The organism is Micromonospora sp. L5, assembly GCF_000177655.2.
GTDB lineage: Bacteria > Actinomycetota > Actinomycetes > Mycobacteriales > Micromonosporaceae > Micromonospora > Micromonospora aurantiaca.
In genome coordinates this window covers 5024371-5050035 of record NC_014815.1, presented here as the reverse complement: position 1 = coordinate 5050035, position 25665 = coordinate 5024371, and the positions used below count along the sequence as shown (strand labels likewise).

The window sequence follows — 25665 nt, the reverse complement described above, 5'->3', positions numbered from 1 at the left end:
GCAAGGGGCCGCGCCGCTCAGGCGGGCCGGGCCAGGACGAGGCTGACGTTGTGCCCGCCGAAGCCGAACGAGTTGGACAGCACCGCGTCCACCGCCGTGGCGCGTGCCCGCCCGCGGATGTGGTCGACCTCGCCGTCGCGCTCCGGGTCGTCCAGATTGTGCGTGGGCGGCAGCAGGCCGCGACGCAGCGCCTCGACCGCGACGGCCGCCTCGATCACGCCGGAGACGCCGAGCATGTGCCCGGTCACGCCCTTGGTCGAACTCAGCGGCGGCGGGGCGGCGCCGTACACCTCGGCGAGCGCGGCCAGCTCGGCGGCGTCCCCGGCCCGGGTGCTGGTGCCGTGCGCGTTGACGTACCCGATGTCGCCGGGCACCAGCCCTGAGTCGCGGACGGCCATCCGCATGCACCGGGCCGCGCCCGCGCCGTCGGGGCGCGGCGTGGTCGGGTGGTGGGCGTCGTTCGTGGCGCCCCAGCCGAGCACGTCGGCGTGCCGGTGGGCGCCGCGCGCGGCGGCGTGCGCGGCGCGTTCCAGGACGAACACCCCGGCGCCCTCGCCGAGGACGAGCCCGTTGCGGCGGCGGTCGAAGGGGCGGCTCGCGGCGGCCGGGTCGGCCCAGCCGCGGGCCAGCGCGCGGGCGTTGCCGAACGCGTCGGCGAACGTCGGGAACAGCGGCGCCTCGGCGCATCCGGCGAGCACCACGTCCGCCTCGCCGGCGCGCAGGATGCGCAGCGCCTCCCCGATCGACTGCGCCCCGGCCGCACACGCCGTGCCGATCGACGAGGTGTAGCCGTGGATGCCGAACTTGATCGCGATGCGGGCCGCGCCCATGTTCGGCAGTGTCCCGGGCAGCATGTACGGGCTGACCCCGAACCGGCCCCGCCCGGCGCGGGCGAGCACCTGTTCCTCCAGCGTGGACAGACCGCCGACGCCGGAGACGACGACCGCCACCCGGTACGGATCGACGTCCTGGCCGATCCGCAGTCCGGCGTCGGCGAGCGCGTCCTCGGCGGCACGCAGCACCATCACGATCGACCGGTCCACGACGCGTGACTCCGGGCCGGGCAGCACGCTCGCCGGGTCGATCGCCGGGGCGAACGCGGCGACGTCGACGACGCCGTGCAGCGGATGGCCGGCCGGGGGCCGGGTGAGCCCGGACCGGCCGTCGCAGACCGCGTCGAACACCTCGGCGGCGGTCGCGCCGACCGGGCTGACCAGTCCGATCCCGGTGACGGTGACCGGTTCGCGCACGCTCACCGGAACCGCTGCGCCGACGTGGGCGCCGGGACGCCGCGCGGCCGGGTGCCGTGCCCCGACATCGGTCAGTGCGCCGAGGCCGGTGCGATGCGTGCCGCCACCGTCCGGCTGAACTCGCCGACGGTCATCATGGCGAGATCCTCCGCCTCGTCGTCGTCGAAGGCGACCCCGAACCGGTCCTCCACACGTACCGCCAGCTCGGCCAGGCCGAGGGAGTCCACGTCGAGCCCGGCGGGACCGAAGACGGTGTCGTCGTCGACGTCGGAGACGTCGTACTTCATCTCGGTGAGTGCGGCGAGGAGGAACGCGCGGATCTCGTCGGTCATGCCCGGTGTTTCCCTTCCACGGTGTCCTGGCGGCGCACTCGACCTGCTCGACGGAACCTGTGAGGCGCGGAGCGGACACTCCGCATAGCATCGACCTTACTCGATCGGATTGGTTTGGCAAGATATCCGGTCGGTCAGCCGTACCGGAAGCCGGTCGTACCCGCGCAGCATCAGCGCGCGGCGCGGCCCGGGTTCGGCGGCCAGCGCCGGGAAGCGGTCCAGCAGGCGGGGCAGGACCAGCCGTCCCTCGGTCCGGGCCAGCGTCGCCCCGAAGCAGTAGTGCGGCCCGGCGCTGAACGCCAGGTGCCGGTTGTCCGTGCGGGACGGGTCGAACCGGTCCGGGTCGGGGAAGCGGCGCGGATCCCGGTTCGCGGCACCGGTCAGCACCACCACCGTCCGGCCCGCCGCCACCGGCAGGCCGGCGACCTCGGTGTCCTCGGCGGCGTACCGGACCGCGAAGTGCACAGGCGGCTCGTACCGCAGGATCTCCTCGACGTACGACGCGGCCAGCGACGGATCGGCGCGCAGCGCGTCCCGCGCGTCCGGCCGCTCGGTGAGCAGCACCAGCCCGTTGCCGAGCAGGTTCGCGGTGGTCCGGAACCCGGCGTTGTACATGATGATCAGGTTGGCCAGCAGCTCGTCGGCGCTCAGCCGGCCGGGCTCGTCGTCCAGGCCGCGCAGCAGCGCCGAGACGAAGTCGTCGCGCGGCGCCGCCCGGCGCGCGGCGACCAGGTCGGTGAAGTACGCGGTCAGCTCCGCCGCCGCCACGTTGGCGGCCCGGACCTCGCGCATGGACCGGCGGCCGATCTCCAGCACCGCGTCGAACGCGCGGACCCGGGACGGGAACCACTCCCGGTCCGCCTCCGGCACGCCCAGCAGCTCGCCGATGATGTCACTGGGCAGCCGGAGCGCGAAGCGGGCCATGAAGTCGACCGGCCGGCCGTCCGCGCCCTCGGCGGCGAGCCCGTCGAGCAGGCCGTCGGCGATGCGCCCGATGGCCGGCTCCAGCGCGGCGACCCGGCGCGGGGTGAGGGCCTGGGAGAACAGGTGCCGGACCCGCAGGTGGTCGCCCTCGGCGGCGTTGAGCATCGACGACTGGAGGATCCGGATGACCTGGTGCTCGCGCCAGCGCACCCCGGCCCGGTCCAGGTAGTCGGCGCCGAGCACCCGGAAGACGGGGTCGCGCAGCACCTTGTTGACCGCGTCATATCCGTGCACGACGAGCGCGTGCGGGTCGGCGGGCCGCAGCGCGACCGCCTCTCCCGCCTCGTGCAGCCGGGCGTAGAACGGGTACGGGTCGCGCCGTACCTCGTCGCCGAGCAGCTCGTCGAGGGAGATGGTCACGCGCATGGCCGCTCCTCGCGTACGCCCGCGAGCATGTCGGCGGTGGTGTGCGCCCGGATGCCGGGCGGCACCGGGTCGGCGAACCGGGCGACGACCGCCCGGACGTGGGCTTCGGCGGCCCCGGCCAGGCCGTCGTAGACGGCCGCGAACAGGTCCCGGGCCGCCCGGCGCGGCCATCCGGCGGGCAGCAGTTCCAGTGGCAGCCGCGGGTCGAGCGTGGGAAACCGCCGGTACGTGTCCATCACCTCGGTACGCGCCCGCACGGCGGCGGCGCCGTCGACGGAGCCGAGCCGCGACACCAGCGGCGTCCACCGCCGTAGGAACGCCTCATAGTGCCCGCTGATCGCGTCGACGTCCCAGGCGTCCACGGGGGCGCGCTGGCCGATCGCGTCCAGCGCGTCCTGCCGTCCCCGGAACACCGTGACCGCACCGAGGGCGAGCTGGGCCAGCCGGGCGCACGCGGGCCCGGCCAGCTCGTACGGCGAGATCCACAGCCCGTCGTAGAGCGGCGCGAAGCCGAGCCAGCGCAGCTGGCCGCGCAGGGCCCGGCGCTGCGTGCCGTGGTCCTGCGGCAGCGAGAAGGCGACGATCGTCCAGCATCCGTCCCACGCCTGCGTCTCGGCGGTGGAGGCGGTGATCCAGTTCCCGCCGGCGGACAGGTCGGCGGCGGCGGCGCGGCTGAGCCGGTAGAAGCTGTTGCGGCCCTGCCGGCTGCCCTCCAGCACACCGCGGCGGGCCAGCCGGCTGATCGCGGTACGCGCGCCGGCGCTGGTCACGCCGGCCTCGCCGAGCAGCGCGACGATCGCCGCGGACGGCAGCGCGGCGCGGGTACGCAGCGTGTAGTCGGTCAGGAGCGTCACCGCGACGCTCTGCGGCGAGGTGCCGGCCTGCCGCCGGGGCAGCCGCGGCGCCGGTCCCTCGTCCGGGTAGATCTCCTCGATGTCGAACGGGCTTGCCACACGCGCTCCGGGCTCGGCTCAGGGACGGTGCACCGACTGTAGACGAACGCCGCCGCAGCTCATCGGAGCATGTCGATTGACACTTCGCCGTCCGGCCGGAACACTATGTGCCACACGACGGAGCCGGGCCGGGCGAACCACGTCAGTGGGTGAGGCGCGACACCGCGGCGGCCCGGGTCGCCGGCGCGGGGCGCATCCGCCCGACCCCGCCCGCACAGGGCGATCGAAGGAGTCTCCGTGAGAATCAGAGCCAAGATGGTGGTGGCCCTGGCCGCGTCGCTGGCGGCGGCCGGCCTGGTGATCCCCGCCGTCCAACCCGCGTACGCGGCGTCGCTGACCGAGGTGACCAGCTTCGGCGACAACCCCGGCCGGATGCGCATGCACGTCTACGTCCCGGACGCCCGCCCGGCCCGGCCGGCCACTGTGGTGGCCATGCACGGCTGCGGCGGTTCCGGCCCCGGCTTCTACTCCGGCAGCGAGTTCGCCGGCCTGGCCGACCGGTACGGCTTCATCGTCATCTACCCCAGCGCGACCCAGCAGGCCGGCTTCGGCAACTGCTTCGACACCTGGTCCGACGCGGCCAAGCGGCGCGGCGGCGGCAGCGACCCGGTGTCACTCATCTCGATGGTCCGCTACGTCCAGCAGCAGTACGGCGCAGACCCGGACCGGGTCTACGCCACCGGCAGCTCGTCCGGCGGCATGATGACCAACCACATGCTGGCGCTCTACCCGGACGTCTTCAAGGCCGGCGCGGCGTTCATGGGCGTGCCGTTCAACTGCTTCGCCGGCGCCGCCGACTATCCGCCCGGATCCAGCCAGTGCACCGGCGGGAACATGGACCGCACCCCGCAGCAGTGGGGTGACGCGGTCCGCCAGGCGTACCCCGGCTACACCGGTCCCCGTCCCCGGGTGCAGTTGTGGCACGGCACCAACGACACGCTGGTGCCGTACTCGCTGCTCCAGGAGACGATCGAGCAGTGGACGAACGTGTTCGGCCTCAGCCAGACGCCCACGTCCACCGACACGCCGCAGTCCGGCTGGAACCGGCGGCGCTACGCCGACGGCACCGGCACCGTGCAGGTCGAGGCGTACAGCATCCAGGGCGCCGGGCACAGCCTGCCCTCGGCCGGCATGGCCGCGGCCGCGGTGGCGTTCTTCGGCCTGACCACCACGCCGGGCCCGACCACGCCCCCGCCGGGCCCGACCACGCCTCCGCCCGGCCCGACCACACCTCCGCCGGGCCCGACCACGCCTCCGCCCGGCCCGACCACGCCCCCGCCCGGCACCGGCGCCTGCTCGGTGAGCATCGAGCTGAACGCCTGGAACAACGGGCTGACCGAGAACATCACCATCAGCAACACCGGTTCGGCCGCGGTGAACGGCTGGTCGCTGACGTTCACGCTGCCCGGCGGCCAGACCATCACCTCGGGCTGGAACGCCTCCTACTCCCCCGCCTCGGGTCAGGTGACCGCGCGCAACCTCGCGTACAACGCGGTCATCCCGGCTCGCGGCTCGACCACCATCGGCTTCCAGGCCACGCACACCGGCAACACCGCCCGGCCCGGCTCGTTCAGCCTCAACGGCGCACCCTGCACGCTCGCCTGACCGGCACCGCACACTCCGGCGTTTCTTCCCACGGCGCCGGGGACGGCCCCGCGACCCGAGAGGTCGCGGGGCCGTTTCACGCGTACGCCACGCCCACCTCGGCATAACGTTGAACCAAATGGTTCAGTGTCGTACGGTGAACCTCGTGGTTCAGCAAGAGACGCTCGACCGGGTTTTCGCCAGCCTGGCCGACCCCACCCGACGCGACATCCTGATCCGGCTCGGCGCGGGCCCGGCCACCATCAGCGAGCTCACCGAGCCCACCGGGATGAGCCTCACCGGCATGCGCAAGCACGTCCGGGCGCTGGAGGACGCGGGCCTCGTGGTGACGCGCAAGGTCGGCCGGTCCCGGCAGTGCCGGCTCAGCGAGGCGCCGCTGGACTCGGCCATGGCCTGGATCGCCTTCTACCGACGTCTCTGGGCCCGTCGCCTCGACGGCCTCGACGCCTACCTCACACTCACCACGGAGGACCGCGACCATGACGCTCCACATGCGAGTGACACGACACCTTCCGGGCACCCCTGACGAGGTGTTCGACGCCTACACTGACGCCGGCAAACAGAAGATCTGGTTCGGCATCCTCGACGAGCAGCCCGGCATCGTGGAGATCGACGTCGACCTGCGGGTCGGCGGGAAGCAGACCGCCGTCTGGGGCCCCTCCCCCGACATGCTGTTCCGCGAGACGCAGACGTTCCTGGAGATCGACCGCCCGCACCGGCTGGTCACCGAGTCGACTGGTACCGGCCCGGACGGCACGACCATGACCACGCGCATCGAGGTCACCTTCGAGGCGAAGGACGGCGGCACGCTGATGACCGTGGTGCAGAGCGGCTTCCCGACCCCGCAGCTGCGCGACTTCTTCGTCGGCGAGGTCTGGACCGGGGCGTTCGCCCGCATCGAGGCGTACCTGATCCGAGAGCACGCAGAGGAGACCTCCCGTGGCTGACCTGTCCCGCACCGCCGTCGTCGCGCTCGCCACCGCCGTCGCGGTGGTCGTCAACCTGATCGTGTACGCGATCGGCCGGGCGGCCGGCGGCAGCTTCCTGTTCACCGCCGACGGCCGGCGGGTCGAGGTCGACGCGGTGACCGTCGCGGGCTTCAGCGCGCTGCCGCTGGCGCTCGGGCTCACCGCCGTCGCCCTGCTGGCGTCCCGGTTCGCCTGGGTGGTCCGGGCGGCGCTGATCATCGGCCCGGCGCTCGCGGTACTCACGATCGCCACCATGACGCTGCCCGCGGACCTGGACACCACCAGCAAGATCACGCTCGCGGCGTGCCACCTCACGCTCGCCCCGATCATCGTCGTCGCGGTGACCGCCCTCGGCCGGCGCGCGCGCCGCGCCACCGCGGGCCCGGTCGCCGCCTGACGCCGGGCACGGGGCGCCGCCCGCCGGACCGGCCCGCGCCGTCACGGAGTGTGGTCGGGTAGACAGCCGCCGCCGGCCCTTTTTGCCGACACCGTGTTGTTAACATGACGACATGGTGTCGACAAGTTTGAGAGGTGGCGGCTGATGTTCCTGGCCATTCGTGAGCTGGGGTTCGCGCGGCTGCGATTCGCCCTGATGGGGGCCGTGATCGCGCTGATCTCGGTGCTGATGGTGATGCTGTCCGGCCTGTCCGTCGGGCTGGTCCGGGACGGCGTCTCCGGCCTGCAGAACCTGCCGGTCACCTCGTTCGCCTTCGCCCACGGCGTGCAGCACGACTCGGCGTTCTCGCGCAGCGTGGTGGACGCCTCGGCGGTGGACACCTGGCGCGACCAGCCGGGCGTGGCCGAGGCGACCCCGTTCGGCAACACGCTCGTCAACGGGCGGACCGACGGTGGCACCGAGGTCGACCTCGCGCTGTTCGGCGTCGAGACCGGCTCGTTCCTGTCCCCCGCCGTCAGCGAGGGCGACCGGCTCGGCCCGGCGGACGGGATCGTGGTGAGCCCCACCGCCATCGACGCGGGCCTGCGCGTCGGCGACACCGTGACTGTGGACCGGCTGGGCACGCGGCTGCGCGTCGTCGGCGTCACCGAGCAGCAGGACACCTTCGGCCACGTCGACGTGGCGTACGTGCCGCTGGCGACGTGGCAGGCGGTCAAGTCCGGCACCCCGGCCGGCGCGCAGGTGCCGGCGCAGGCGACCCAGGAGATCACCGCCGTCGCGGTCCGCGCGACCGGCGGCGGCTCGGTGGACCTGGCCGCGGGCGACAAGGCCGCGGGCACAGAGAGCCTGACGCTCGACGAGTCGTACGGCGCCTCGCCCGGCTACACCGCCGAGACGACCACGCTCCAGTTGATCCAGGGCTTCCTCTACGCCATCTCGGCGCTCGTGGCCGGCGCGTTCTTCGCGGTCTGGGCGATCCAGCGCAAGCAGGAGGTCGCCGTGCTGCGGGCGCTGGGCGCCTCGACCGGCTGGGTGCTGCGCGACGCGCTCACCCAGGCACTGATCCTGCTGGCCCTCGCCATCGCCGTCGGCATGGGGATCGGCCTCGGCCTCGGCGCGCTGATCTCCGGCGGCAACGTTCCGTTCGCGCTGCATCCGCAGAGCATCGCCGCCGCCGCGGCCGGCCTGCTCGTGCTCGGCCTGGTCGGCGCGGCAGCCGCCGTCGTACGCCTCACCTCCATCGACCCGGCGACCGCCCTGGGAGGCAACCGATGAGCAGCCGGACCACACCGTCCCCCTCGACGCCGGGCACCGCTGGAGCCGGCCTCGGCCTGGTCATGCGCGGCGTCCACCTGCGGCACGGCGACGGCGCGGAGACCGTGCACGCGCTGGACGACGTCGACCTGACCGTCGCGCCCGGTGAGCTGGCCGCGATCGTCGGACCGTCCGGCGCGGGCAAATCCAGCCTGCTCGCCGTGGCCGGCGGGCTGGCCCGCCCCGATCAGGGCACCGTCACGGTGGCCGGGCACGACATGACCGTGTCCAGCCGCCGGGCGCGCACCGAGCTGCGCCGCCGGCACGTGGGGTTCGTGTTCCAGTCGGGCAACCTGCTGCCCGCGCTGACCGCCGCCGACCAGCTGCGCCTGCCGCTGCGGCTGGGCGGGCGACGGGAACGGTCCGGACGCGACCCGCTGGAGATGCTCGCGCACGTCGGCCTGGCCGGTAAGGCCGACCGCCGGCCGCACCAGCTCTCCGGCGGCGAGCGCCAGCGCGTCGGCATCGCCCGGGCGCTGATGACCGAGCCGTCGGTGCTGCTGGTGGACGAGCCGACGGCGGCGCTGGACCGGGCCCGCAGCCACGACATCGTCCAGCTGCTCGCCCAGGAGGCGCGGGAGCGCTCGGTGGCCGTCGTGATGGTCACTCACGATCACGACGTGCTGCAATACTGTGACACCATCTACGAGATGATCGACGGCAAGCTCGCCACGAGCAGCTGACCGCGACGAGCAGGGAGCGACGCGGACCGGACACGGGCGGCGGGAGACACGGGGAGGTCGCTGTGCCGAAGATCCAAGCCTCTACCGTCGCGGAACACCGGGCCGCGCAGCGGGCGGCGTTGCTCGACGCCGCCCGCGCCCTGCTCTCCGAGCACCCGGAGCAGATCCCGAGCCTGGCCGACGTGGCCCGGCACGCCGGGCTGGCCCGCTCCAGCGCGTACTCGTACTTCAAGTCCCGCACCGACATGTTCGACGTGCTGGTCGCCGACACGTTCCCCCGGTGGTCGGCCTTCGTCGAGAAGCAGATGGCCGAGGCCCGCACGCCGGGGGCGAGGATCCTGGCGTACGTCGAGGCCAACCTGCAACTGGTTGCCCGGGGCGACCACGCGCTGGCCCGGGCACTGGCGTCGGCGGGCAACAGCGAGGTGCTGGCGACCTCCAGCCGGCTGCTGCACGACAGCCTCGAGGCGCCGTTGCGCGCCGCGCTCACCGAACACGGGGCGAGCGATCCGGACCGGATGGCGGAGCTCGTCCAGTCGGTCGTCTACGCCCTGAGCCGCATGATCGAGAACGGTCTCGGCCTTCCGGCGGCCAGGGGCCTCGCCCGCGAGCTGCTCACGCCGTACCTGCGCCCGGACGCCGGCTGACCACCCGCCCCTGAGATCCGGCGGCGTCCGGGCACCACCACACCTGCTGAACAACGACGGCCCGGGTCGTCGCCGGCAGCCGCACCACGCGTGCGCGCACGGGCGACGACCCGGGCCGACGCATGTCCGGACCCGGCACCCGGGGACGCGCCGGCGCTGCCGGCGGGCGTCCGCCGACGCGGGCCGGAGCGGCCGTCCGAACGATCGGCACGGGCCTCCGACCGGCGATGGGCGGCCGGCACCGTCGTCCGAGCAGGAGGAACCGAACGATCGACCGCCGCATCGACGGTCGTCATCGGTCAGCGTTCCGCCTAGTGGAACAGCAGCTCAGAGGCGGTACGGGGAACTAAGTTACTGATCAGTAGCCCGTTGACGGCATGTGAACCCGGCCCTACCGTTCCACTCAATCGAACGGCGTACGGTTCATCCGAACGCTCTCGGCCTCGCCGAGTGCGGCCCGAAACAGGAAGTCCGAGGCATGCCTGACGACAAGCTTCTCGCTCTTCTCTCCCCCACCCGGCTCGGGCGTCTCACACTGCGGAACCGGGTCTTCGTCCCCGGCCACACCACCAACTTCGGACTGAACAATGTGCCCACCCGCCGCCACGTCGCGTACCACGCGGAGCGGGCGCGCGGCGGCGCCGGCCTGATCATCACCGAGGCGATCCGTGTGCACCCCACGAGCGCGGGCCGCAGCATCAGCCTCGGCAGCTTCGACGACTCGTCGATCCCGGCGTACGCGGCGGTGACCGAGGCCGTGCACGAGCACGGGGCCCGCATGTTCGCCCAGATCATGCACGCCGGACGGCAGGCCAACGGCGACGCGACGCGTACCGCCGCCTGGTCCTCGTCGCCGGTGCCGTGGGCGGCCGGCTCGCACGTGCCGCACGCGATGGGACGCCGGGACATCGCGGTCGTCGTCGAGGCGTTCGCCGCCGCCGCGCGACGGATGCGCGAGGCCGGCTTCGACGGCCTGGAGGTGCACGCCGGCCACGGCCACCTGCTCCAGCAGTTCCTCTCGCCGCACACGAACACCCGCGACGACGCATACGGCGGCAGCCTCGACAACCGGATGCGCCTGACCCGCGAGGTGCTGACCGCGGTTCTCGCCGCCGCACCCGAGCTGCCCGTCGGGCTGCGGGTCAGCGCCGACGAGTTCCTGCCCGGCGGCCTCGACCCGGCCGCGGTGCTGGAGATCGTCGGGAAGCTGCGCGCCGAGTTCCCCCTCGCCTACGTGCACGTGAGCCACTCCGCCTACCACGGCAGCTGGTCGCTCGCGACGCAGATGGCGGACATGAGCTTCGGTCACGCCCCGTTCCGGCACCACGCGGCGCTGTTCAAGCAGGAGTTCCCGGACCTGCCGGTGCTCGCGGTGTGCCGGCTGGACAGCCTGCCGGAGGCGGCCGAACTCGTCGCCGCCGGCGAGGCCGACCTGGTCGGCCTGGCCCGCCCGCACATCGCCGACCCGCACCTGGTCCGCAAGGCCGAGCAGGGCCGCCAGCACGAGGTACGCGCCTGCCTGGCCTGCAACCAGGGCTGCATCGGCCGGCTGGAGACCAGCCTGCCCATCTCCTGCGTGGTGAACCCGGAGGTCGGCGCCGAGCGGGAGTGGGCCGACGCCTGGCCGGAGCTGCCCGGACCGTCCGGCGCGCGGGACGTCCTGGTCGTCGGCGGCGGTCCGGCCGGCCTGGAGGCGGCGCTCTCCGCGCACCGGGCCGGGCACCGGGTGACAGTTGTCGAGGCACGCGACCGGCTCGGCGGGCAGGTCGAGGTGGCCGCGCGCGTACCCGGCCGGGAGCGGCTCGGTCTGCTCACCCGCGACCTGGCCCGCGACGTGGCTGCCGCCGGCATCCCGGTCCGGCTCGGCCACCGCGCCGGCGTCGAGGACGTGCTGTCCGGCGGCTACCAGGACGTCGTCCTCGCCACCGGCTCCCGGCCCGCCCGCCGCGACCTGCCCGGCGGCCCGCCGGTGGTCGACATCTGGCAGGCCGTCGACCACCTGGCCGACCCCGGCTACCGGCCGGACGGCGCCGTCGTCGTGCTCGACGACGAGGGCACCTGGTCGGCGGCGTCGGTGGCGGAGGCGTTCGCCCGGCGGGGCGCCCGCGTCCACCTCGTCTCCCCCACCGCCACGGTGAGCGCCAAGATCACCACGTACTCCCGGCTGGCGCTGCTCAAGCGCTTCGCGGACCTGGGGATCGCGGTCCACCCGATGCGGACCGCCCGTGCGGCGGGCGCCGGCGCGGTGGCGCTCGGCGGCCCGCTCGCCGGCGGCGAGACGATCGTCGAAGGCGTCACCACAGTCGTCGACGGCGGCTCGGCGCAGGCCGCGGACGAGTTGTACCGGCAGCTCGACGCGCTGCCCGACGGCCCCCGCGTCCACGTCGTCGGCGACGCGAACGCTCCCCGCACCGCCTTCGAGGCCGTCTACGAGGGACGCATGGCCGGCGCGTTCCTCGGCGCCTTCGACACCGCGGCCGCCGAACGCGTGCGGTACGCCCACTGACCCGTCCACCCCGGTCGCGGTGCACCGCGGGCCGGACCTCCCCCACCTGCAGAGGAGACAAGGCATGTTCGATGTCGAGGAGCGCCTCACCCTGGATGAGCGTTCCGCCGTGGACTTCGTCCTCGGCCTGCGCAAGCGCTGGGCGGACACCGTCTACCCGGCGCTGCGCGAGGAGTACGGCGCCACCGGGGCGTCGGCCACCACCGTCGCCGACGCCGGTCAGGTGCTGCGCGGTCTCCCGCTCTACCCGTGGTTCAGCCACCTGGAGCGGGTGCAGCAGAAGATGCTGTGGAAGGCCGCCGGCGACGCGGTGCTCAGCCGCCGCGAGGAGCTGACCGGCCAGCTCACCTCGCTGCCCGAGCAGCCGAAGGGCTCGCTGGAGCTGAACCCCGACCTGGAACTGCCCGACTGGTACACCGACTACGACATCCACATCCAGCCCGGCAGCTTCTTCTCCGACGACATGTCGGCCTACGTGTACGAGTTCGGCGCGCGCATCGTCATGCTGCGCGACAACGACGGCTACAAGTTCCACACGCTGTTCGCCCAGACCGCGCTGCCCGAGCTGCCCGCGGCGACCCGGATCGTCGACATCGGGTGCGGTTTCGGCAAGAGCACCCGCCCGCTGCCCGCCAAGTACCCGACCGCGCAGGTGATCGGCGTGGACCTGGCCGCGCCCGGTCTGCGCCTGGCCCACGCCGAGGCCGAGGCGACCGGAGTCGCGATCGACTACCGGCAGGCCGACGGCCGGGCCACCGGCATCGAGGCGGACAGCTGCGACGTGGTCACCGGCACGATGGTGCTGCACGAGATGCCCGCCACCGCGATCCGGGAGACGATCGTGGAGGCCGCGCGCCTGCTCAAGCCGGGCGGATCGCTGCGCTTCCTGGAGTTCATGCTCACCGGCGACCCGCTGCGCGACGCCACCGTCTACGAGCACGCCGAGCGCAACAACGAGCCGTTCTTCCACGACCTGTTCGGCTCGGACCTGATCGAGGTCTGCACCGAGGCCGGTCTGACCGACGTGTCGTGGACCCCGTTCGACGAGCGCCGCAACGGCGTCCAGCCGCAGGGCTGGGGCGACCGTCCCGAGTGGCACTTCCCCTGGGCCGTACTGGCCGCGACCAAGCCGGAGGCGTGATGAGCACCGAGTTCGACTACTTCGGGGACCCCAAGGTCGGCAAGCTGCTCGACCTGGTGCTGCAGCTCTCCACCGAGCTGCACGTGACCCGCCAGCGGGTACGCGTCGTCGAGGCGCTGCTGACCCGCTCCGGCGCGCTCACCGCGGGCGCCGTCGACGGCTTCGTCTCCACCGAGGAGGAGCAGAAGGTCCTCGACCGCGAGCGGGACGAGCTGCTGGCCCGCCTCATGCGCATCCTCACCGAGCACGGCCCCGCGGAGCACCCGCTGCGGGACCAGTGGGAGGCGGCGCTGAGCGAGAAGACCGGCTGATGAGCACACCGGACGCGCCCGGCCTGATCGACAGCTACCTGCAGCTGTGCGAGGACCGCGAACTCGACGAAGCGGGGCGCTTTCTCGCGGAGCGGGCGCGGTTGGTCTTCCCGGGCGGCCGGGAGTACTCGTCGCTGCGGGAGATGGCGGCCGCGTCGACCGGAACCTACCGGTGGGTGCGCAAGCACCGGGACCGCTACCTGGTGGGTGAGGCCGACGGGCGGGTCACCGTGACCTCGCTCGGGCGGCTGTACGGGGAATGGCTCGACGGCACTCCGTTTGAGGACATCCGCTACGCGGACGTCTTCGTGCTCGACGGCGGACTGATCGTCGAGCAGCACGTCTACAACGATCTGGCACTGGTCGCGCAGCAGCGCGACGCCTGACGGACAACGGTCGCGCAGCAGCGCGACGCCTGATTCCCCCACCTCCGCCGCTCCGGCGGCGGAGGTGGTCTCCCCCGACTCATGACGAGGTGTGTGCATATGAAACGAAAGTGGGCTCTGCTCCCGGCGGCGCTGGCCGCCGCGCTGGTCCTGTCCGCGTGCGGCGGCGGCTCCGACGACGACGGCGCCGGCGGCGAGGGCAAGGAGGCGAAGCTGACCATGGCCATCGCCTCGGCCGTGATCGGCCCGAAGGAGGAGGTGGCCGTCTACGCGGTCGCCAAGGAACTCGGCTACTTCGCCGAGGAGAAGCTGACCGTCGAGACGATCAACGCCGACGGCTCGGTCGCCGCCCTCCAGGCGGTCGCGTCCGGCAGCGGCGACATCACCCCCGCCGACGCCGGCTCGGCGCTCGGCGCGGCGGAGAAGAACGTGCCGATCAAGGCGATCGGCGGCCTGGTGCAGAACTGGCCGTGGGTGATGGCTGTGAAGCCGGACTCTCCGCTCACCGGCGGCGCCGACCTGCGCGGCAAGAAGATCGGCGTGATCAGCCTGGCCTCCGGCTCGGCCCCGTACGCCCGCGCCTACGTCAAGGCCGCCGGCCTGGACCCGACCAAGGACGTCGAGCTTCTGCCGGTGGGCGTGGGCGCGCAGGCCGCCGCCGCGCTCAACGACGGCAAGGTCGACATGCTGGCGCTCTACACCCAGGCGTACGCGGTCATCGAGAACGCCGGTACCGAGCTGAAGTACCTGACCAACCCGGACGTGTTCTCCGGCATCCGGTCGCTGACCTTCAGCGTCGGCGCCCGTGACTTCGACGCCAAGAAGGACTCGTACGAGCGGTTCCTGCGCGCGGCGTACAAGGCGATGCTCTTCTCGGCGAAGAACCCCGAGGCCGCCATGAAGATCGGCTACAAGGTCTTCCCGCAGATCCTCGCCGGCAAGTCCGCCGACGAGCGCCTCAAGGCGGACACCGAGAGCCTGACCGCCTGGCTGAAGACGGCCACCCCGGCCAGCGGCGACCCGGAGCAGTTCGGCGACTGGGGCGCGATCAGCGACGAGGAGTGGGCGAAGACCCAGGCGTACACCAAGGAGGCCGGGCAGATCACCGGCGAGGTCGACCTCAAGAAGCTGTGGGATCCGAGCCTGCTCTCCGGCGCCAACAACTTCGACAAGGCCGCGGTGCTGAGCAAGGCCGCGAACTACACCGCCTAGGCAGCGGACAGCGGAAGGGATTTCGATGGCCATCAAGGCGACGGCCCGCCGGGCGCAGACGCAGGCTCCGGCATCGGTGTCGGAAGACTCCTGGATCGAGATCGACGGGCTGGACAAGGAGTACCGGCCCCGGAAGTCGACACCGACCCAGGCGTTGAGCGACATCAACCTGACGGTACGTCGCGGCGAGTTCATCTCGGTCGTGGGACCGTCCGGGTGCGGCAAGACCACTTTGCTGAAGATCCTCGCCGGGCTCAGCCCGAAGACCGGCGGCGCGGTACGGATCGCCGGGCGGGACGTGACGAAGCCCCTTCCCGAGGTCGGGATGGTGTTCCAGGCACCGACGCTGCTGCCGTGGCGCACCATCTTCGACAACGTGATGGTGCCGGCGGAGATCCAGAAGCTGGATCCCCGCCGGCACCGGGAACGCGCCCAGCAACTGCTCGAGATGGTCGGTCTCAACGGCTTCGAGCAGAAGTATCCGCACGAGCTCAGCGGCGGCATGCAGCAGCGGGCCGGCATCTGCCGGGCGCTGGTGCACGACCCGGCGGTACTGCTGATGGACGAGCCGTTCGGCGCGCTCGACGCGATGACCCGCGAGTACATGAACGTGGAGCTGCTGCGCATCTGGCAGGAGAGCAACCAGACGATCGTGCTGGTCACGCACTCCATCCCGGAGGCGGTCTTCCTCTCCGACCGGGTGGTCGTGCTCAGCCCCCGGCCGGGCCGGATCGCGGAGGTCATGGACATCGACCTGGAGCGGCCGCGTGACCTCGGCGTCATGTCGTCCGACCGGGCCGGGGTCTACGTGGAGCGGATCCGCCGACACTTCAACGCCGCCGGCGTTATCGACTGACGAGGGACAGCCATGGCAACAAGCAACCTGGTCCGCGAGCCGGCCCAGCCACCGGCGCCGTCCGCCCGGCCCGCCAAGCCCGCCCGGCGCAAGTTCGACCTCCGCGAGAAGCCCCAGCTCTGGCTGGTCCCGACGGTCTTCGTCGTGGTCGTGCTGGCCTGGGAGTACGGCGTCCAGCTCATCGGCGTCGACGAGTACGTCCTGCCGCTGCCGTCGAGCGTGGTCGAGTCGCTGTGGCAGCAGCTCGGCGACGACCAGTTCTGGGGTCACTTCTGGGTGACCACCCAGGAGGCGCTGCTCGGGTTCGTGATCGGTGTCGGGGCCGCGCTGGTCCTCGGCACGTTCATCTCCCAGATCAAGATCGTCGAAGCCACCCTGATGCCGTACATCGTGGCCTTCCAGACCGTCCCGAAGGTCGCCCTGGCCCCGCTGTTCGTGGTCTGGTTCGGTTTCGGCCTGACCAGCAAGGTGGTCATGGCCGCGGTGATCTCGTTCTTCCCGATGCTCGTCAACGTCATCGAGGGCCTGCGGGCGGCCGACGCCGACAAGATCCAGATGCTGACGGTGTTCGGCGCGAGCAAGACCCAGATCTTCCGGATGGTCCGGCTGCCCAGCGCGCTGCCGTTCATCTTCGCCGGCCTGGACATCGGCATCGTCTTCGCCATCCTCGGCGCGGTCGTGGGCGAGTTCATCGGCGCCAAGGAGGGCCTGGGCTACCTGCTGCTGCAGACCAACTACAACTTCGACATCGCCGGCATGTTCGCCGTCCTGGTGGTGCTGTCGGTGATGGGTCTGGTGGCGCACTTCGTGATCCGGCTGCTGCAGAAGCGGCTGGCCTTCTGGGCCGAGGACACGAAGGTGATCGGCGCGTGACGACAGCTGACGGGACCGTCGTCACGCGTGCGGAGCACCGGCCGGGCGTGGTTCACGCCCGCCCGGCCGGTGGCCAGACCGGAAAGGCAGGACACGAGACATGAACACCGACCCGAACCGGTTCGACGGACGGGTGGCAGTGGTGACCGGGGCGGCCCGCGGCATCGGCGCCCGGATCGCCACGACGCTGGCACAGCGCGGCGCGACGGTGGCGCAGGCCGACCTGCTCGACGACTGGGCGGAGGCCGAGCTGACCGGCGGCGCGCACACCCGGCACCGGGTGGACGTCCGGTCGGCCGCCTCCTGCACGCAGCTGGTGGCCGAGGTCCTGGACGCCCACGGCCGCCTGGACCTGCTCGTCAACAACGCCGGGATCGTCCGGCGCGGACCGGCGGCGACGATGTCCGAGGAGGACTTCACCACCGTCCTGGACGTCAACCTGACCGGCACGTTCCGGATGAGCCAGGCCGCGTACCCGGCGCTGCGGCGCAGCGGCGGCGCGGTGGTGAACATCGGCTCCACGAACGGGCACGTCGCGGTGCTGAACACGCTCGGGTACTGCGTCAGCAAGGCCGGCGTGATGCACATGGCACGCGTGCTGGCGCTGGAGTGGGCGCCGGACCGGATCCGGGTCAACGCCGTCGGACCCACCATCGTGCCCACCGACATGACCTCCGACGTCCGCGGCGACGAGGCGTACCTGGCCGACAAGATGGCGTCGATCCCGCTGGGCCGGATGGCGCAGCCGCAGGACGTCGCCAACGCGGTCGCCTACCTGCTCAGTGACGCCGCCGCCATGACCACCGGGCAGACGATCTTCGTCGACGGCGGCGTCACCATCCACTGACTTCCCCCTCCCCGACCCCTTCTGTGAGGACCACCATGCCCAAACCGGATACCGCGGCCGCGCTTGCGGCCGTCGACGCGCACTTCGACGAGTTCGTCGAGGAGCTCCAGCAGCTGTGCCGCATCCGCAGCCGCCGCCAAGAGCCGGAGCAGATGGAGGCCACCGCCGAGTTCATCGCCGGGTCGGTCCGCCGCTGGGGCGGCGAAGCCGAGATCATCCCGTGGGAGCAGTCGTACCCGTACGTGCTGGCCGAGGTGCCGGGCGAGGGCGACAAGGCGCTGCTGCACTTCACCCACTACGACGTGGAGGTCGAGCCGGCCGGTGACGACGCCGACTGGATCAGCCCGCCGTACGCGGCGGAGATCCACGACGGCCGGTTGTACGCCCGGGGCGTGGCCGACGACAAGGGCGTCGTCATGTCCCGCATCCACGCGGCGGCGGCCTGGAAGCTGGCCGGGCTGACCCCGCCGGTGACCAACCGGATCATCTTCGAGGGCAAGAAGTGGCTGCACAGCCCGGGTCTCGGCTCGTTCGTCGAGGCGCACGCCGACCGGCTCGCCAGCGACGCGGCGCTGTGGGAGAACTCCTGGCTCGACGGCGAGGACCGGCTGCTGCTCAAGCTCGCCGAGAAGGGCGTGCTCTACCTGCGCCTCACCGCGCAGACCCTGCCGCGCGACCTCACCAGCCAGAACACCGCGCTGCTGCCGGCTGCCACGGCCCGGCTGGCCGCCGCCCTGGCGCAGTTGCAGCGGCCCGACGGCACCGTGACGATCCCCGGTTTCGCCGACGACGCCCGGCCGCCGACCGACGAGGAGCGGGCGCTGCTGGAGAAGGTGGCGTTCGACGGGGACTTCCTGCGCAAGCGGGCCCAGGTCGACCGGTTCACCGGTGACCTGGACGACCAGGGCGCCGCGGTCGCCATCCGTACCGTGCCGACGCTCACCGTCGCCGGTTTCGCCGGCGGCGACATGCGCGACGACGTGACGCTCGGCATCCCGTCGACCGCCTCGGCGAAGCTGGAGATCCGGCTGGTGCCGGGCCAGGACCCGGACCGGGTGCTCGGCTGCATCCGCGACCACCTGGCCGCGACCGGCTTCGGTGACCTGCGCATCGAGGTGATGGCGACCAGCCGGCCCAACCTCACCGACCACCGCGACCCGTTCGTCGCGCTGGTCGCCGACGCGGCCCGCCGGGTGTACGGGACCGAGCCGGTGATCGAGCCGTACACGCAGTGGATCGGCAACCAGGGCGTGATCGCCGACCGGCCGATCGTCGGCGTCGGCGTGTCCCGCGCCGACTCCGGTGTGGACGGCCCGAACGAGAACATCCGGCTGGACGACTACAAGGCCGGCATCAAGCACGTCATCGAGGTCATGGCGGCGCTGGCGGTGGCCGAGTGACCCGGGCCCGCGGCGTGGCCCGCCGCGCCTACGTCGACGTGCCGTGGGGTCAGGTGCACTACCGGCACGGCGGCGACGCCGACGCCCCGGTGCTGCTGATCCTGCACCAGTCCCCGCTCTCCTCGGCCACCTACGACGCGGTGATCGAGCCGCTGGCCCGCCGCGGCCTGCGGGTGATCGCCCCGGACACGCCGGGGTTCGGCATGTCCGACGCGCCACCGCGCCCGTGGTCCATCCCGGAGTACGCGGCCGGGGTGTGGCAGTTCGCCGACGCCCTCGGGCTGTCCCGGGTACACCTGCTCGGGCAGCACACCGGCGCGATCGTCGGCGCGGAGGCGCTGATGTCGGCGCCGGAGCGGGTGCACCGGCTGATTCTCCAGGGCATCCCGCTCTACGACGAGCAGGAGCGGGCGGAGAAGAAGCGGTCGTACGCGCCCGGCTACGTGCCGGACCGCGACGGCGGGCACCTGAAGGTGATCTGGGACCGGGTGTACGGCCTGTACCCGCGCCTGACCCCGGAGGAGGCGGACCGGCAGGTCACCGAGTACCTGCTGACCGGACCGGACTACGCGACCGCGTACCGGGCGGTGTTCGACCACCACGTCGACACCGCCGCCCTGGACGCGCTGCCCATCGTGCTGCTGCACGGCGCCGACGACCTGCTGGACCGGATGACGCCGCAGGTGCGGGCCGCGCTGCCCGGCGCCGAGCTGGTCACCATCCCCGGCGGCACCGACTTCGTGGCCGACGAGCAGCCGGAGGCGTTCGCCGACGCGGTCGCCGCGCGGGTGCACGCCGACCTCGGGCGGGAGGTGGCGGCATGAGCGCCGGCACCCCGGTGACCGAGGCGAAGGTCGTACCGGCGAACACTGTCTACACCGCCACAGTCGAGGTCTCCGGCGGTCGCGGCGGCAGCGCCCGGTCGCTGACCGGGTCGCTGCGGGTCGACCTGACCCGCCCCGCCCAGCGGGGTCCGGACGCGCCTGGCACCGACCCGGAGGAGCTGTTTGCGGCCGGCTACGCGGCCTGCTTCGACAGCGCGCTCGCGGTCGCCGCCCGGCAGGCCGGCGTGCGGCCCGGTCCGACGACCGTCACCGCCTCGGTCTCCCTCGGGCAGACCGACGACGGCCGGTACGCGATCGCCGTGGTGCTGGACGTGTCCGCGCCGCAGTGCCCGCAGGCCGACCTGGAGCGCGCGGTGGAGCTGGCCGACCGGATGTGTCCCTACTCGAACGCCCTGCGGGGCAATACCGCGGTGGCGATCCGGGTCGATGGCCACCGCTGACCTGACCCGGCCCGCAGCGGTCCGCCACCCGGCGGATCCGCAGCGGCCCGCCGGCCCGATGGCCCTGGCCGTCGGGCTCGGCGCGGTCTACCTGATCTGGGGCTCGACCTACCTGGGCAACCGGGTGGCCCTGGACAGCATCCCGCCGCTGGTCGCCACCTCGGCCCGGTTCCTGGCCGCCGCGCTGCTGCTGTTCGCGGTGGCGGCGCTGCGCCGGGGACCGGCCGGGCTGCTGCTGCCCCGGCGGCAGTGGGGCGGGGTGGGCGCCAGCGGGCTGCTGATGGTCGGTGCGGGCAGCGCGCTGCTCGCCCTGGGCCAGCAGTACGTGCCGACCGGGCTGACGTCGCTGGTGGTGGCCGGCATGCCGCTGTGGGTGCTGGTGTTGCGGCTGGTGGTCGGTCCGCGGCCGTCGGCGCTGGCGGCGGTGGGCGTACTGGGCGGGGTGGCCGGGCTGGCGCTGCTGTTCTCGGTGCCGACGAAGGGATGGCACCTCGGCGGGATGCTGCTGCTGGTGGTCTCCACGATGGTCTGGGCGCTGGGCTCGACGCTGTCGCAGCGGCTGCACATGCCGGCCGACCATCTGGTCGGCACCGGCTGGCAGATGCTCGTCGGCGGCGTCGCGGTGGCGGTGGCGAGCGTGGTCAGCGGTGAGCTGGGACGGTTCGACCCGGCCGGCGTGACCGGCCGGTCCTGGCTGGCGTGGACCTACCTGATGCTGGTGTGCACAGTGGTCGGCTTCAGCGTCTACACGTGGTTGCTGCGCAACGCGCCGATCCAGCTCGCGTCCACCTACGCGTACGTCAACCCGGTGGTGGCGGTCCTGCTCGGCATGATGGTGCTGGATGAATCGTTGTCCGGACGACAGGTGCTCGCCGGTGCCGTGGTGCTCGCCTCGGTGGCGCTCGTCATCGCGCGGGAGCGACCCCGGCAGGCCGACGGCTTCCCGCCCGGGAAGACCCCCGTCGCACCCGCCTGACGCCCGGCGACCCCACGCACGTACGTCGACAGTGGAGGAACAGAGATGATCACGACAGCGGTCGTCGAGAGCACCGCCGGCCGGACCCGTTCCGGTCTGGGCCGCGCCCTCGACATCGTCAACATCATCGCCGAACGGGCACCGGAGACCCTCGGCGTGTCGACGATCGCGCGGGAACTGGGTCTGCCGAAGGCGGTCGCGCACCGCATCCTCAAGGAGCTGGTGGCCGACAACTTCCTCACCTTCAACGAGGAGACCAAGCGGTACCGGCTCGGCACCGGCGCGCTCGCGGTGGGCCTGGCTGCGCTGCGCGCGCTGGACGTGCCGGACATCGCGCGCCGCTACCTGGTCCGGCTGGTGCGCGACACCGGCGAGACCGCCACGCTGTCGGTGCGGCAGGGCTGGTCACGCGTCTACATCGACCAGGTGCTGTCGCCGCACGAGGTCCGGATGTCGGTTTCCCTGGGCACCAGCCACGCGCTGCACTCCGGGTCGTCGTCGAAGGCGATCCTGGCGGCGCTGCCGGACGCGGAGGTCGACGACTACCTCGGCCACCACCCGCTGGACGCGGTCACCCCGGCCACCATCACCTCCACCGCCAAGCTGCGGGCCGACCTGGCCCGGATCCGGCGTCAGGGGTACGCGGTGAGCATGGGCGAGCGGCAGAACGGCGCGGGAAGTGTGGCCGCGGCGGTGCGCTACGCGACCGGGCAGGTGTTCGGCTCGATCTCGCTGTGCGGGCCGCAGAACCGGTTCACCCCGGAGGTGTGCGCCGCGCACGGGGCGCTGGTCGCCGCGGCGGCGGCGGAGATCTCCGCCGAACTGGGTTTCCGGCCGCCGGCGCAGCGTGTCGCCGGGCGGACGGGTCAGGAACAGAACTGGGGAGGTGGAACAGGTGAGTGACGGACCGCTGACGGGCCTGCGGGTGCTTGACGTCTCGACGATCCTCGCCGGGCCGCTGTGCTGTCAGATCCTCGGCGACTACGGCGCCGACGTGATCAAGATCGAGCACCCGACCATGGGTGACAGCATGCGCGGCCACGGCAAGGCCAAGGACGGCCATCCCCTGTGGTGGAAGGAGATCTCCCGCAACAAGCGGCTGGTCGGGCTGAACCTGTCCGCGCCGGAGGGCGCGGCGCTGCTGCTGCGGCTGGCCGAGCGGGCCGACGTGCTGGTGGAGAACTTCCGGCCGGGCACGCTGGAGCGCTGGGGTGTCGGCCCGGAGGAGCTGCACCGGGTCAACCCCGGTCTGGTGATCGCCCGGATCACCGGCTTCGGGCAGTCCGGCCCGTACGCCTCCCGCGCCGGGTTCGGCACGCTGGCCGAGGCGATGAGCGGGTTCGCCCACCTGACCGGCACCGCGGACGGCCCGCCCACGCTGCCCGCGTTCGGGCTGGCCGACAGCATCTGCGGCATCGCCACCTCGTCGGCGGTGATGATGGCGCTGTGGCACCGGGAGCGCTCCGGCGGCCGGGGCCAGGTCGTCGACATGAGCCTGCTGGAGCCGATCATGACCGCTGTCGGTCCCGGCCCCACCGTCTACGACCAGCTCGGCGTGGTGGAGCAGCGGCAGGGCAACCGCTCGACGAACAACGCGCCGCGCAACACGTACCAGACCAAGGACGGGTCGTGGGTGGCCATCTCCACCAGCGCCCAGGCCATCGCCGAGCGGGTGCTGCGGCTGGTGGGCCACCCCGAGGTGATCGACGAGCCGTGGTTCCGTACCGGCGTCGGGCGGGTGGCGCACGCGGACCTGCTCGACGAGTACGTGGGGTCGTGGATCGCCGAGCGGACCCGCGACGAGGTGGCCGCGGCGTTCGCCGAGGCCGGTGCCGCTGTCGCCCCGGTCTACAGCGCCAAGGACATCGTCGAGGACCCGCACGTCCGGGCCACCGAGATGATCACCACGGTCGACGATCCCGACCTCGGCCCGATGCGGATGCACAACGTCATGTGGCGGATGTCGGAGACGCCGGGCCGGATCCGGTTCACCGGACGCTCCCCCGGCGCCGACACCGACGCCCTGCTCGTCGAGGAACTCGGCTGCGACCCGGCCGAGATCGCCGACCTGAAAGCCCGTGGCGTCGTCGCCTGACGACGCCGACAGCCGAAACGCGAGGAACCCCGTGGGCACCACAGCCAGAACCGCCGACCGCCTGCTCGACGCCGTGCAGGCCGGTGTCACGATCTACGACCTGGGCCGGCGGCTGACCGTCGGCATGCCGCAGTCACCGAACCACCCGGCGTTCGGGCTCACCCTGCCGCGCCGCCACGGCGACATGGTGCGCGCCGACGGCGGCTCCGCCGCCAACGACCTGCTGGTGATGGGCACGCACGTCGGCACGCACGTCGACGCGCTCGCGCACGTCTCCCAGGACGGCCGGCTGCACGGCGGCGCCGACGCCGCCGACGCGCAGGTCGGCGGCCGGTTCGACGAGCTGGGCGTGCACACCGTCGCGCCGATGGTCCGCCGGGGCGTGCTGCTGGACGTGCCCGCCGCGCTGGGCGTGGAGGCCTGCGAGCCCGGCTACGAGATCACCCCCGCCGACCTGGACGCCGCGGTGTCCCGGCAGGGCACGCCGGTGGGCCCGGGTGACGTCGTGCTCATCCGCAGCGGGTGGGGCCGGCTGTTCGACCACGAGGACCGCGGCGTGTACGTCGGAAAGGACTCCGGCGTGCCGGGGGTCGGCGCGGACGGCGCGACGTGGCTGGCGCAGCGGCAGGTGCACGCCGCCGGCGCGGACACCATCGCCTTCGAGTGCCTGCCGCCGGGCAAGGGCCACAGCTCGCTGCCGGCCCACCGGATCCTGCTGGTCGAGCACGGCGTCTACCTGATCGAGACGATGGCGCTGGAGGAACTGGCCCGCGACGAGGTGCACGAGTTCACATTCGTCATGGCGCCGCTGCCGCTGTACGGCGCCACCGGCTCCCCGGTGCGCCCGCTGGCGGTGATCAGCCGTGGCTGAGCCGACCCTGGGCCGCCACCTGGCCACCTTCGCCGCCGACACCGCCGCCGAGACGCTGCCCGACGAGGTCGTCGCGAGCGTCCGGGCCCGCGTCCTGGACGTGCTCGGCCTCTGCGTGGCGGCCCGGCCGCTGCCGACCAGCCAGGCGGCCCTCGCCTACGTCGAGGAGCAGGGCGGCCGTGGCCAGGCCACTGTCGTCGGCCTGGACGAGAAGGCGCCGGCCGCGCTGGCCGCGTTCGCCAACGGCGTGCTGGCGCACTCGCTCGACTACGACGACACGCACCTGCCGTCGGTGCTGCACCCGAGCGCGTCGGTGGTGCCGGCCGCGCTGGCCGCCGCCGAGGCGTCCGGGGCGTCCGGGCGGGAGACGGTCGCGGCCATCGCCGTCGGCCTGGAGGTGTGCGTCCGGCTCGGCATGGCCGGTTACGACCCGGCCGCCGGCAACTCCGTCTTCTTCGAGCACGGGCAGCACGCCACCTCGATCTGCGGCACGCTCGGCGGCGCGGTGGCGGCGGCCCGGCTGCTGAAGCTGGACGCCGACGGCGCGCTCGACGCGCTCGGCGTGTCCGCCTCGATGGCCGCCGGTCTGATCGAGTCCAACCGCAACGGCGGCACCGTCAAGCGGATCCACTGCGGCTGGGCGGCGCACGCGGCGGTGAGCGCCGCGCAGCTGGCCCGGCACGGCGTGACCGGCCCGCCGACGGTGCTGGAGGGACGCTTCGGCTTCTTCCAGGCGTTCCTGCGCGGCGAGTTCGACGGCGACGAGATCGTCCGCGGGCTCGGCACCGACTGGGCGGTGCCGGGCATCTTCTTCAAGCCGTATCCGGCGAACCACTTCACCCACGCCGCCATCGACGCGGCGATCGCGTTGCGCGAGCGCGGGTTGCCGCTGGACGAGATCGAGTCGATCACGCTCGGCGTGCCGACGCCGACGGTGCGCACCATCGGCCAGCCCATCGAGCGCAAGCGGGCGCCGCAGACCGGCTACGAGGCGCAGTTCAGCGGCCCGTACGCGGTGGTCGCCGGCCTGATCGGCGGCGGCGGTCTCGGCGTGGACCTCGCCGACTTCACCGACGCCCTGGCGCACGACCCGCAGCGGCGGGCGCTGATGGCGCTGGTCGACGTGGTGGGCGACGAGCGGTGCGACGCGATCTTCCCGCACCAGTTCCCGGCCGTGCTGCGGGTGGTCACCCGCGACGGGCGGGAGTGGGTGCAGGAGGTGCTCGCCAACCGGGGCGGGCCGCAGCGTCCGCTCAGCGACGCCGAACTGGCGGTCAAGTTCCGCACCAACGCCGCCGCCCTGCCGGAGGCGACCGCCGACCGCATCACCGAGGAGGTCCACCGGCTGGACCGGGCCCCCGACGTCCACGGCCTGATGGGCCTGATCAACCGCCGCTGAACCGAGCA

At 72.9% G+C, this 25665-nt stretch carries 27 protein-coding genes; 23 read left to right on the top strand and 4 right to left on the bottom strand.

The annotated features are described in order from the left end of the window. Positions 1-17: 17 nt before the first annotated feature. The 4 genes from ML5_RS23270 to ML5_RS23255 all read right to left on the bottom strand — a co-directional run bounded on the left by ML5_RS23270 (position 18) and on the right by ML5_RS23255 (position 3885). Positions 18-1256, bottom strand: a complete 1239-nt coding sequence (locus tag ML5_RS23270) for a beta-ketoacyl synthase (protein WP_013476408.1) — start codon at positions 1254-1256, stop codon at positions 18-20. Positions 1257-1321: 65 nt separating this feature from the next. Further along, positions 1322-1582 (bottom strand): acyl carrier protein, encoded by a 261-nt coding sequence (locus ML5_RS23265; RefSeq protein WP_013286876.1) that lies wholly within the window; start codon positions 1580-1582, stop codon positions 1322-1324. A 96-nt stretch (positions 1583-1678) separates the two neighbouring features. Further along, positions 1679-2932 carry a cytochrome P450 gene (locus ML5_RS23260; RefSeq protein ID WP_013476407.1) on the bottom strand — a complete coding sequence of 418 codons (1254 nt, stop codon included), beginning with the start codon at positions 2930-2932 and terminating at the stop codon, positions 1679-1681. Continuing rightward, on the bottom strand, positions 2923-3885 hold the full coding sequence (locus tag ML5_RS23255) for a PaaX family transcriptional regulator C-terminal domain-containing protein (RefSeq protein ID WP_013476406.1): 963 nt from the start codon (positions 3883-3885) through the stop codon (positions 2923-2925). The genes ML5_RS23260 and ML5_RS23255 overlap by 10 nt, the downstream gene beginning before the upstream one ends. A gap of 237 nt (positions 3886-4122) precedes the next feature. On the opposite strand from ML5_RS23255, the gene ML5_RS23250 reads away from it, so the two are divergent. From ML5_RS23250 to ML5_RS23140, 23 genes are all read left to right on the top strand, one after another. Continuing rightward, a complete protein-coding gene (locus ML5_RS23250) occupies positions 4123-5490 on the top strand; it encodes a PHB depolymerase family esterase (protein ID WP_013476405.1) in 1368 nt (455 codons plus the stop codon). Between the two features lie 145 nt (positions 5491-5635). Beyond that, positions 5636-6016, top strand: a complete 381-nt coding sequence (locus ML5_RS23245) for a helix-turn-helix transcriptional regulator (RefSeq protein WP_174361719.1) — start codon at positions 5636-5638, stop codon at positions 6014-6016. Beyond that, positions 5970-6437, top strand: coding sequence for an SRPBCC domain-containing protein (locus tag ML5_RS23240; RefSeq protein ID WP_013476404.1), 468 nt, complete (start codon positions 5970-5972; stop codon positions 6435-6437). Before ML5_RS23245 ends, ML5_RS23240 begins: the two co-directional genes overlap by 47 nt. Continuing rightward, the gene (locus ML5_RS23235) at positions 6430-6855 is read left to right on the top strand and encodes a DUF6069 family protein (protein ID WP_013476403.1); all 426 of its coding nucleotides are present in this window, start codon (positions 6430-6432) and stop codon (positions 6853-6855) included. Before ML5_RS23240 ends, ML5_RS23235 begins: the two co-directional genes overlap by 8 nt. Positions 6856-6999: 144 nt before the next feature. Further along, a complete protein-coding gene (locus tag ML5_RS23230) occupies positions 7000-8130 on the top strand; it encodes an ABC transporter permease (protein ID WP_013476402.1) in 1131 nt (376 codons plus the stop codon). After that, the gene (locus ML5_RS23225; RefSeq protein ID WP_013476401.1) at positions 8127-8852 is read left to right on the top strand and encodes an ABC transporter ATP-binding protein; all 726 of its coding nucleotides are present in this window, start codon (positions 8127-8129) and stop codon (positions 8850-8852) included. The genes ML5_RS23230 and ML5_RS23225 overlap by 4 nt, the downstream gene beginning before the upstream one ends. A 62-nt stretch (positions 8853-8914) precedes the next feature. Further along, positions 8915-9499 carry a TetR/AcrR family transcriptional regulator gene (locus ML5_RS23220; protein ID WP_013286885.1) on the top strand — a complete coding sequence of 195 codons (585 nt, stop codon included), beginning with the start codon at positions 8915-8917 and terminating at the stop codon, positions 9497-9499. Positions 9500-9977: 478 nt separating this feature from the next. Then, positions 9978-12005, top strand: a complete 2028-nt coding sequence (locus ML5_RS23215; protein WP_013476400.1) for an FAD-dependent oxidoreductase — start codon at positions 9978-9980, stop codon at positions 12003-12005. A 64-nt stretch (positions 12006-12069) separates the two neighbouring features. Continuing rightward, positions 12070-13146: a class I SAM-dependent methyltransferase gene (locus tag ML5_RS23210; protein WP_013476399.1), complete on the top strand. Its 1077-nt coding sequence runs from the start codon at positions 12070-12072 to the stop codon at positions 13144-13146. Next, entirely contained in the window at positions 13146-13457 is a 312-nt protein-coding gene (locus tag ML5_RS23205; RefSeq protein ID WP_013286888.1) for a hypothetical protein, read from the top strand. The genes ML5_RS23210 and ML5_RS23205 overlap by 1 nt, the downstream gene beginning before the upstream one ends. Beyond that, entirely contained in the window at positions 13457-13843 is a 387-nt protein-coding gene (locus ML5_RS23200) for a nuclear transport factor 2 family protein (protein ID WP_013286889.1), read from the top strand. Before ML5_RS23205 ends, ML5_RS23200 begins: the two co-directional genes overlap by 1 nt. A gap of 99 nt (positions 13844-13942) precedes the next feature. Continuing rightward, a complete protein-coding gene (locus tag ML5_RS23195) occupies positions 13943-15055 on the top strand; it encodes an ABC transporter substrate-binding protein (RefSeq protein ID WP_013286890.1) in 1113 nt (370 codons plus the stop codon). Between the two features lie 25 nt (positions 15056-15080). Beyond that, complete coding sequence (locus tag ML5_RS23190; protein WP_013476398.1) at positions 15081-15911, top strand: ABC transporter ATP-binding protein; 831 nt, start codon at positions 15081-15083, stop codon at positions 15909-15911. Between the two features lie 12 nt (positions 15912-15923). Next, the gene (locus ML5_RS23185; protein WP_013286892.1) at positions 15924-16784 is read left to right on the top strand and encodes an ABC transporter permease; all 861 of its coding nucleotides are present in this window, start codon (positions 15924-15926) and stop codon (positions 16782-16784) included. Positions 16785-16884: 100 nt separating this feature from the next. Next, positions 16885-17631, top strand: a complete 747-nt coding sequence (locus ML5_RS23180; protein ID WP_013286893.1) for an SDR family NAD(P)-dependent oxidoreductase — start codon at positions 16885-16887, stop codon at positions 17629-17631. Positions 17632-17666: 35 nt separating this feature from the next. Next, positions 17667-19031: a M20/M25/M40 family metallo-hydrolase gene (locus ML5_RS23175; protein ID WP_013476397.1), complete on the top strand. Its 1365-nt coding sequence runs from the start codon at positions 17667-17669 to the stop codon at positions 19029-19031. Next, the gene (locus ML5_RS23170) at positions 19028-19855 is read left to right on the top strand and encodes an alpha/beta fold hydrolase (protein ID WP_013476396.1); all 828 of its coding nucleotides are present in this window, start codon (positions 19028-19030) and stop codon (positions 19853-19855) included. The genes ML5_RS23175 and ML5_RS23170 overlap by 4 nt, the downstream gene beginning before the upstream one ends. Then, on the top strand, positions 19852-20316 hold the full coding sequence (locus tag ML5_RS23165) for an Ohr family peroxiredoxin (protein WP_013286896.1): 465 nt from the start codon (positions 19852-19854) through the stop codon (positions 20314-20316). The genes ML5_RS23170 and ML5_RS23165 overlap by 4 nt, the downstream gene beginning before the upstream one ends. After that, positions 20303-21292 (top strand): EamA family transporter, encoded by a 990-nt coding sequence (locus ML5_RS23160; protein ID WP_013476395.1) that lies wholly within the window; start codon positions 20303-20305, stop codon positions 21290-21292. Before ML5_RS23165 ends, ML5_RS23160 begins: the two co-directional genes overlap by 14 nt. A 45-nt stretch (positions 21293-21337) precedes the next feature. Next, on the top strand, positions 21338-22195 hold the full coding sequence (locus ML5_RS23155; protein WP_013286898.1) for an IclR family transcriptional regulator: 858 nt from the start codon (positions 21338-21340) through the stop codon (positions 22193-22195). Next, complete coding sequence (locus tag ML5_RS23150) at positions 22188-23387, top strand: CaiB/BaiF CoA-transferase family protein (protein ID WP_013476394.1); 1200 nt, start codon at positions 22188-22190, stop codon at positions 23385-23387. The genes ML5_RS23155 and ML5_RS23150 overlap by 8 nt, the downstream gene beginning before the upstream one ends. 31 nt (positions 23388-23418) lie before the next feature. Continuing rightward, positions 23419-24258 (top strand): cyclase family protein, encoded by an 840-nt coding sequence (locus ML5_RS23145; protein ID WP_013476393.1) that lies wholly within the window; start codon positions 23419-23421, stop codon positions 24256-24258. Further along, positions 24251-25657, top strand: a complete 1407-nt coding sequence (locus tag ML5_RS23140; RefSeq protein ID WP_013476392.1) for an MmgE/PrpD family protein — start codon at positions 24251-24253, stop codon at positions 25655-25657. The genes ML5_RS23145 and ML5_RS23140 overlap by 8 nt, the downstream gene beginning before the upstream one ends. Positions 25658-25665: the final 8 nt, after the last annotated feature.

Coding starts and splice junctions, on each gene's coding strand:
- ML5_RS23265 (WP_013286876.1), bottom strand. CDS start 1,582: ATGACCGACGAGATCCGCGCGTTCCTCCTCGCCGCACTCACCGAGATG.
- ML5_RS23260 (WP_013476407.1), bottom strand. CDS start 2,932: ATGCGCGTGACCATCTCCCTCGACGAGCTGCTCGGCGACGAGGTACGG.
- ML5_RS23240 (WP_013476404.1), top strand. CDS start 5,970: ATGACGCTCCACATGCGAGTGACACGACACCTTCCGGGCACCCCTGAC.
- ML5_RS23230 (WP_013476402.1), top strand. CDS start 7,000: ATGTTCCTGGCCATTCGTGAGCTGGGGTTCGCGCGGCTGCGATTCGCC.
- ML5_RS23225 (WP_013476401.1), top strand. CDS start 8,127: ATGAGCAGCCGGACCACACCGTCCCCCTCGACGCCGGGCACCGCTGGA.
- ML5_RS23215 (WP_013476400.1), top strand. CDS start 9,978: ATGCCTGACGACAAGCTTCTCGCTCTTCTCTCCCCCACCCGGCTCGGG.
- ML5_RS23210 (WP_013476399.1), top strand. CDS start 12,070: ATGTTCGATGTCGAGGAGCGCCTCACCCTGGATGAGCGTTCCGCCGTG.
- ML5_RS23205 (WP_013286888.1), top strand. CDS start 13,146: ATGAGCACCGAGTTCGACTACTTCGGGGACCCCAAGGTCGGCAAGCTG.
- ML5_RS23200 (WP_013286889.1), top strand. CDS start 13,457: ATGAGCACACCGGACGCGCCCGGCCTGATCGACAGCTACCTGCAGCTG.
- ML5_RS23195 (WP_013286890.1), top strand. CDS start 13,943: ATGAAACGAAAGTGGGCTCTGCTCCCGGCGGCGCTGGCCGCCGCGCTG.
- ML5_RS23190 (WP_013476398.1), top strand. CDS start 15,081: ATGGCCATCAAGGCGACGGCCCGCCGGGCGCAGACGCAGGCTCCGGCA.
- ML5_RS23185 (WP_013286892.1), top strand. CDS start 15,924: ATGGCAACAAGCAACCTGGTCCGCGAGCCGGCCCAGCCACCGGCGCCG.
- ML5_RS23180 (WP_013286893.1), top strand. CDS start 16,885: ATGAACACCGACCCGAACCGGTTCGACGGACGGGTGGCAGTGGTGACC.
- ML5_RS23175 (WP_013476397.1), top strand. CDS start 17,667: ATGCCCAAACCGGATACCGCGGCCGCGCTTGCGGCCGTCGACGCGCAC.
- ML5_RS23165 (WP_013286896.1), top strand. CDS start 19,852: ATGAGCGCCGGCACCCCGGTGACCGAGGCGAAGGTCGTACCGGCGAAC.
- ML5_RS23160 (WP_013476395.1), top strand. CDS start 20,303: ATGGCCACCGCTGACCTGACCCGGCCCGCAGCGGTCCGCCACCCGGCG.
- ML5_RS23155 (WP_013286898.1), top strand. CDS start 21,338: ATGATCACGACAGCGGTCGTCGAGAGCACCGCCGGCCGGACCCGTTCC.